5 protein-coding genes are annotated in these 5984 nt (G+C 43.0%); all 5 read right to left on the bottom strand.

Translation table 11 applies throughout. The features are described 5' to 3' along the window. Positions 1-125: 125 nt before the first annotated feature. Positions 126-488: an energy transducer TonB gene (locus tag ACZFYI_RS14325; protein ID WP_462524812.1), complete on the bottom strand. Its 363-nt coding sequence runs from the start codon at positions 486-488 to the stop codon at positions 126-128. A 416-nt stretch (positions 489-904) separates the two neighbouring features. Next, positions 905-1822, bottom strand: a complete 918-nt coding sequence (locus tag ACZFYI_RS14320; RefSeq protein WP_462524811.1) for a hydroxypyruvate isomerase family protein — start codon at positions 1820-1822, stop codon at positions 905-907. 1 nt (position 1823) lies between these two features. Then, a complete protein-coding gene (locus tag ACZFYI_RS14315) occupies positions 1824-3137 on the bottom strand; it encodes a Gfo/Idh/MocA family protein (RefSeq protein WP_462524810.1) in 1314 nt (437 codons plus the stop codon). A gap of 121 nt (positions 3138-3258) precedes the next feature. Continuing rightward, positions 3259-4251, bottom strand: coding sequence for a formylglycine-generating enzyme family protein (locus tag ACZFYI_RS14310; RefSeq protein ID WP_462524809.1), 993 nt, complete (start codon positions 4249-4251; stop codon positions 3259-3261). Between the two features lie 119 nt (positions 4252-4370). Beyond that, the coding region (locus ACZFYI_RS14305; RefSeq protein ID WP_462524808.1) for a S9 family peptidase at positions 4371-5984 on the bottom strand (1614 nt) is incomplete at its 5' end.

Genomic DNA, 5984 nt, shown 5'->3' with positions numbered 1-5984 from the left:
AAATTGAATTTACTCCCCAAAGCTGTACGGGATCTACTAAATAAAAAGGTTTAGTTACAAAATACACCTAGCGCCTTCGCCAATATTCACCCAGAAAGGGACGCTTTCTCTAAGTTCTTTCATCTTTAATTTTTGTCGTATAAGCTAAAATCTATTGGAATAATTACTTCAGAAGAAACATTTTTACCTCCCTTTCTGGCCGGTAACCAATTAGGCATGATACCGATAAGTCGTAAGGCTTCTTCATCACATTTCTCACATAAACCTTTCTCTATTTTTGGACTTAAAATTTCACCATATTCATTAATAGTACATTTAACATATATTTTTCCCTTGTATTCAATACGTTGAAAAGGCCATTTCATATTTTCCATTACAAACTCATCAAGCTTTTCTCGCCCACCCTCAAATCTAGCCGGAACGTCTTGAGCTGAACAACTAATAACAATGAATAATAAAAATAATACTTTAATTGTCCTTTTTTTCATAATTTGTTATGGCTTCTATTTACCCCCTCTACTCTTAGTCTAAGGTCCGAGGCTTCGATTAGGTGGAATTTGCAATTCCTTCCTTAAATAATTACGAATTTGCAATTGGACTATCCTACCACACGCTCAAACGAAAGATAACAGTGGTTTTCTTCATTTACAAATTATAATTACAGGATAAATAAATCCAGTTTTTAAAAATCATAGGCAACAAAAAAAGGTGAGGTTAAAAACCCCACCTCTTTACTTTCTTCGACAGTACATGCTACTTAAATATATCCGCTTTTTAATACGCTGCAATCAATGCTGTTTCCCTCTCCTCATTTGTGACTATCTTCTTTGCGCCAATGGCGTCTTTGCGGGCTTCATTTTTCTTTTTATCTCTGCGCTCTCAGTGTGCTCTGCGGTGATTTTTTCTACTTAAACATATCCGCTTTTCTGTAAGCAGCAATCAGGGCCAACTCCCCTTCTTTTCCGGGAATGGCATTGCCATGTTCCATCCCGCAGACGCCATTGAATCCTTTGGCATCGATGTGCTTGAAGACATTCAGGTAATTGATTTCACCTGTTCCCGGTTCTTTGCGTCCCGGATTGTCCCCAATCTGGATGTAGGCGATCTCATCCCAACAGGCATCCATCATTGCGATCAGGTTGCCCTCGTTGCGCTGCATGTGGTAAGCATCATAGAGGATTTTGCAGGAAGGACTGTCGACCGCCTTGCAGATGGCGTGGGTTTGGTCCGAAAACCTCAGAAATAGCTCCGGGGTATCACTCAATGGCTCCAAAACCATCACCAAACCGCTTGGTTCCATGACCTCTGCGCCACGTTTCAGCGCTTCGATCACATGGGAAGTTTGGATTCCCATCGGAAGTTTTCTTTCAAAAAAGCCGGGGACAACCGTCGCCCATTTGGCATTGACCCGCTTTGAAGCCTCCACGGATTTTTTGCATGTGGCTACAAAGTTGTCTATAAACTCCTGTTTGCCTGATGCAAGCGATATTTTCCAATTGTCTCCGCCGTCCACGACAAAGACACCCATGCGCATGTTGAGCCTCTCGAGGGTTTTGCCGATGAGATTTTGGTCTTCTACAGGACGTCCAAGCAGTCCATTGTCTTCCAAAGACCGGAATCCCTGATCGGCCATAAATTCCAATTGGGATACAAGTCCGTCTCCGGCGTGGGCTTTGAACATCCCAAAGTGGGGAGCATAATCCAGGTTAAATGGCTTTCCGGCTGCATTGCTTTTTGCAAAGGAGGAAAGGCTTGTGCCACCTGCTAGAGCTGCTACAGCGGAACCCAAACCCATATTTCTAACAAAACTTCTCCTTTTCATATCAGATTACTTTTGTTTTTCCAGGAATAGCAAAAGGGTAATAGCCGTCCGCATTTGGCAGGACCTTCGGCATCGCATCCCAAGCCAAGGTATCAGGCATCAGACTGATTTCGGAATTTAGCGCTTCATCCCAAGTGACTACTTTGCCCGAATAAGTTGCGTTCCTTCCCAAAATAGCTGTCATGGTACTTTTTGCGCCATTTTCTGCATCCGCAAATTTGTATTCACCTTTAACTATGGCGGCAAATAGTTCATCATGCTCCACTTGATATGGGTTGGGATTATTCTCCCTATTGTGGGAATAAATCGAATTTCCTTTGTAATCAGTAATATCCCCGTGGTTTCCTGCACTCAGGTAAACCTTCCCTTTTGTGCCTTGGAAAGATTCGTCAACTCTATTGGCGGCACCAGGAAAATGTCGGCATTCACTGAAGATAACCGTTCCGTCGGCGTAGGTAAATGTGATGCTATGATGGTCAAAAATTTCTCCATTTTCTTTTCCGGTACGCACCTGTCGTCCACCTGTACCATAGGCCTGTACAGGATAACTGTTTTTTACCCAGTTGGCCACGTCAATATTATGGACATGCTGCTCATTGATATGGTCTCCGCAAAGCCAATTGAAGTAGTACCAATTCCTCATCTGGTACTCCATCTCGGTCTGACCCGGTTGCCTTGGATTGACCCAAACGCCTCCGTCATTCCAATAAACCTGACCTCCTACGATATCACCGATGGCTCCGTCATGTAGACGCTTGATGGTTTCCCTGTAATTGGTTTGGTAATGTCTCTGAAGGCCAACCACCACATTGAGTTTTTTCTTTTTGGCTTCCTCTGCTGCTGCAAGGACTTTGCGGATTCCGGCCGCGTCTACTGCTACCGGTTTTTCCATAAAAATCTGCTTGCCTTGCTTTACAGCTTCTTCAAAATGGTCAGGTCTGAATCCCGGAGGTGAAGCTAGTATCACTACATCGGCAAGTTTGATCGCTTCTTTGTAACCTTCAAAGCCTACAAACTTCCTATCCTCAGTCACATCGACTTTCTCTTTCCCGTATTTTTCGAAGATGGGCGTATAGCTTTTGTCTATCCTGTCCCTGAAAGCATCTGCCATAGCAACCAATTTGATGTTGTGTCCTGTCTCAAAGGCCTGGAAAACAGCCCCTGTGCCCCTTCCGCCACAGCCTATTACAGCCAATTTGATTTCGTCTGTACCTGAGGCATAAGCTCCGGGGAGGCTAAATGGCTGAAGTATCATTCCTCCGGCAAGGATTGCAGAAGTTTTGATAAAGTCCCTGCGTTGATTTTGGTTATTCATGAGTGTATTGTTTTATGGTTCTTTTTTAAAATTCATTTTCAAAAGCCTTATAGCCACTAACCATGTAAAACTCGGTTGGGAAATCCATTGAAGCGGCTATGGTCTGTCGACTGTGGACTGATTAATAATCTGTAATCGGATCTCTGTCATAATAGGCCATGATCTCTGCCTGACTTGGTGGATTGAGCGGTCTTACCACCCTCAAACCAAGGAACGGAGCTTCAGGAAACCACCATTGGCTTTTGGGAATCTGTGGATCAATCCTCTTCCATTCTGCCTTTGATGCCGTTCTTTTGGTTGTGCGCAGGTCTGTAGCAGGACTGTTGTAATGTCCACCCCGTATGGCTCCGGGATAAAGTTTCTTGATTTCAATGGTAGGATCTTTGACCGAATTATCCTTCCTGCTCTGGTAGGTATCGGCAGAATATTGATCGGAAGTCCATTCCATTACATTTCCGAGAATATCATACAATCCCCATGGATTTGGCTTTTTCTGACCTATTTGATGTGTGATTTTATCACTATTGGCGGAGTACCAGGCATATTGATCAAGGAGTTTTTCATCCTCTCCAAAAAAATACTTGCTGTTTGTCCCTGCCCTTGCCGCATATTCCCATTCAGCTTCAGTAGGCAATCTATAAAATACCCCTGTCTTCAGATACAGCCACTTACAAAACTGAATAGCGCCATAATTGGTCATGCCAATGGCAGGCTTGCCTTCTTTGCCCATGCCGGCTGTCATGTCTAGATACGGGATACTTGGTCTGCTTAGGCCGTCTACCTGTGCAGGGAGGGCTTTTTCCGCAATGGCAATCTCATAATTTTTGTCCAAAAAAAGTTCGAAAATGTCCCAAGTAATCTCATGCGTACCCATCCAGAAAGGAGAGATTTCCACCTCATGGACAGGGCTTTCGTCAGGAAGGTTTCCTTCGCTGCCCATCATAAATTTACCGCCAGGAATTGGCACCATTCCAAAACTTTGACCGGAGTCAGGGATTTTTTGGGAATAGGAAACAAAAGCTTCCTGCTCATAAGACTTCCAAGAAATAGCTGCAAATAGTACTGTTAAAACCAGTATCAGTGGAAAGCCTCTTCTTTTCAAAATGAAATTCATATCATCGGTTAATTTGAGATTATTTGAAAAATAGAGGAAATAGAAATAAAAAGAAAAGGACTTTACGGATTTTGGCAAACCAAAACAGCAAAAGGTCTATGTAGCACATCCTTTTCTTATCACTTCTCTTCTCCAATAGGCAATTCAACTTCTTCTCCCCAGACATATTTGGCAAACCATTGCCAATTGTGCCATGTGGCAGCAAGCCTTTCCTTAGGTTTGGTGATCCCATGTCCAAAACCTTTGTAGACAACCAATTCGGCGGGGACATTTTGATCCCTCAATCCCTGAAGAAGTTCATAGGCATTTGGAATAGGGACCCTTTGGTCAAACTCCCCATGCTGAATCAAAGTCGGGGTTTTGGCATTTTTGATATTGGTCATGGGGGAAGTTTTACGGTAGATTTCCTCATCGTCCCAGGGATTGGCTTTGAGGTATTGGATAGTAAAAGGATGAATGTCAGTATTCACATAATAAGTCATCCAATTTGAAATCCCTGCACCAACACTCACTGCTTTGAATCTGTCTGTATTTGTGGTCAAAAATGCGGAAATATAGCCTCCCTGACTCCAGCCCATTACGCCCATTTTGTTAGTGTCTACAAGATTGCTTGCTACCAAATTATCGACACCGCTCAAGACGTCCCATGCATCTCCCACTCCTAGGTTTTCAACATTGAGAGAACGGAATGCCTCACCATAGCCTGCTGAACCGCGGTAATTCGGCTGCAAAACCAAGCTGCCTTTATTCAGCCATTGAACAATGGGATAGACATAACTCGGAACAGGTGAAGGTGTATCTATTCCTGTCGGACCCCCATGGATTACAACCATCAAAGGATATTTTTTGGTGGGGTCATAATCTGCGGGCTTATGCAGAACTCCCTCTATCAAAGCTCCGTCTTTGCTTCTCCAAACTACCACTTCGCTTTGGGAAACTTTCCATCCTGATATCTGCTTTGTCATCTCGGTGACTTTTCTTGCAGCGGGTTTCTGAGTATTGCTCACCCAGATTTCGTTGAGCTGATCTCCATTTCTTGCATTTATTGCCAATTTTTCGCCCGATTTGGAGAAAGATATTCCACTCACCAAATCCGGAAATCCCTTCAATTCCGTGAAAGAACCGTCTTTGGGTTCAATCCGATAAATATGTCTCTGGGTCTTTTGCCAAAAAAGTCCGAAAATCCCTTTGGGATTCCAAGCCAAACCTGAGGGATTTTCATCAAGATTTGATGCAATCTGCCTGCTATTTTTGGACTCTATATCAATGACAAAAATTTTCGAATTGGAATAAAAATTGGAAACTGAATCCTCCAAATGGCTCGTAAAAAGGAGTTGTTTGGAATCGGGAGACCAATCTTCAAGCCTATCTGAACTTGGATTATTGACCAAAATGCGGGATTGACCACTTTCTAAATCCAACACTGAAATATCCGATTTGGCTGATGAATTGATCAATGGATTTGGCTGATGGTTGAACGCCAATTTTTTACCATCAGGTGAAATTATAAAGGAATTGACATTGAACTCCCCTTCTGTAAGTCTTTTTGGTTTGGGCCTCGTGATGCAGCCATTTGCGTTCTTGAGTGAATCTGCCGATTCATAACAAGGCAATTCTGATGGATTAGGTTGATCCGGATCAAACAAAATTTCCCAAATATGTGTCAATGAATAATCCCGGTCATCCAATGAAAATGCTCCATATCGGTTCAATATTTTCTTTTTTGAAGGATC

This window comes from Aquiflexum sp., assembly GCF_977115555.1.
The sequence above is the reverse complement of the archived record's forward strand: the minus strand, read 5'-3'. Positions and strand labels throughout refer to the sequence as shown.

Excerpts from the sequence above, each read along its gene's own strand:
- ACZFYI_RS14315 (WP_462524810.1), bottom strand. The coding sequence starts at position 3,137 with ATGAATAACCAAAATCAACGCAGGGACTTTATCAAAACTTCTGCAATC.
- ACZFYI_RS14310 (WP_462524809.1), bottom strand. The coding sequence starts at position 4,251 with ATGAATTTCATTTTGAAAAGAAGAGGCTTTCCACTGATACTGGTTTTA.
- ACZFYI_RS14320 (WP_462524811.1), bottom strand. The coding sequence starts at position 1,822 with ATGAAAAGGAGAAGTTTTGTTAGAAATATGGGTTTGGGTTCCGCTGTA.
- ACZFYI_RS14325 (WP_462524812.1), bottom strand. The coding sequence starts at position 488 with ATGAAAAAAAGGACAATTAAAGTATTATTTTTATTATTCATTGTTATT.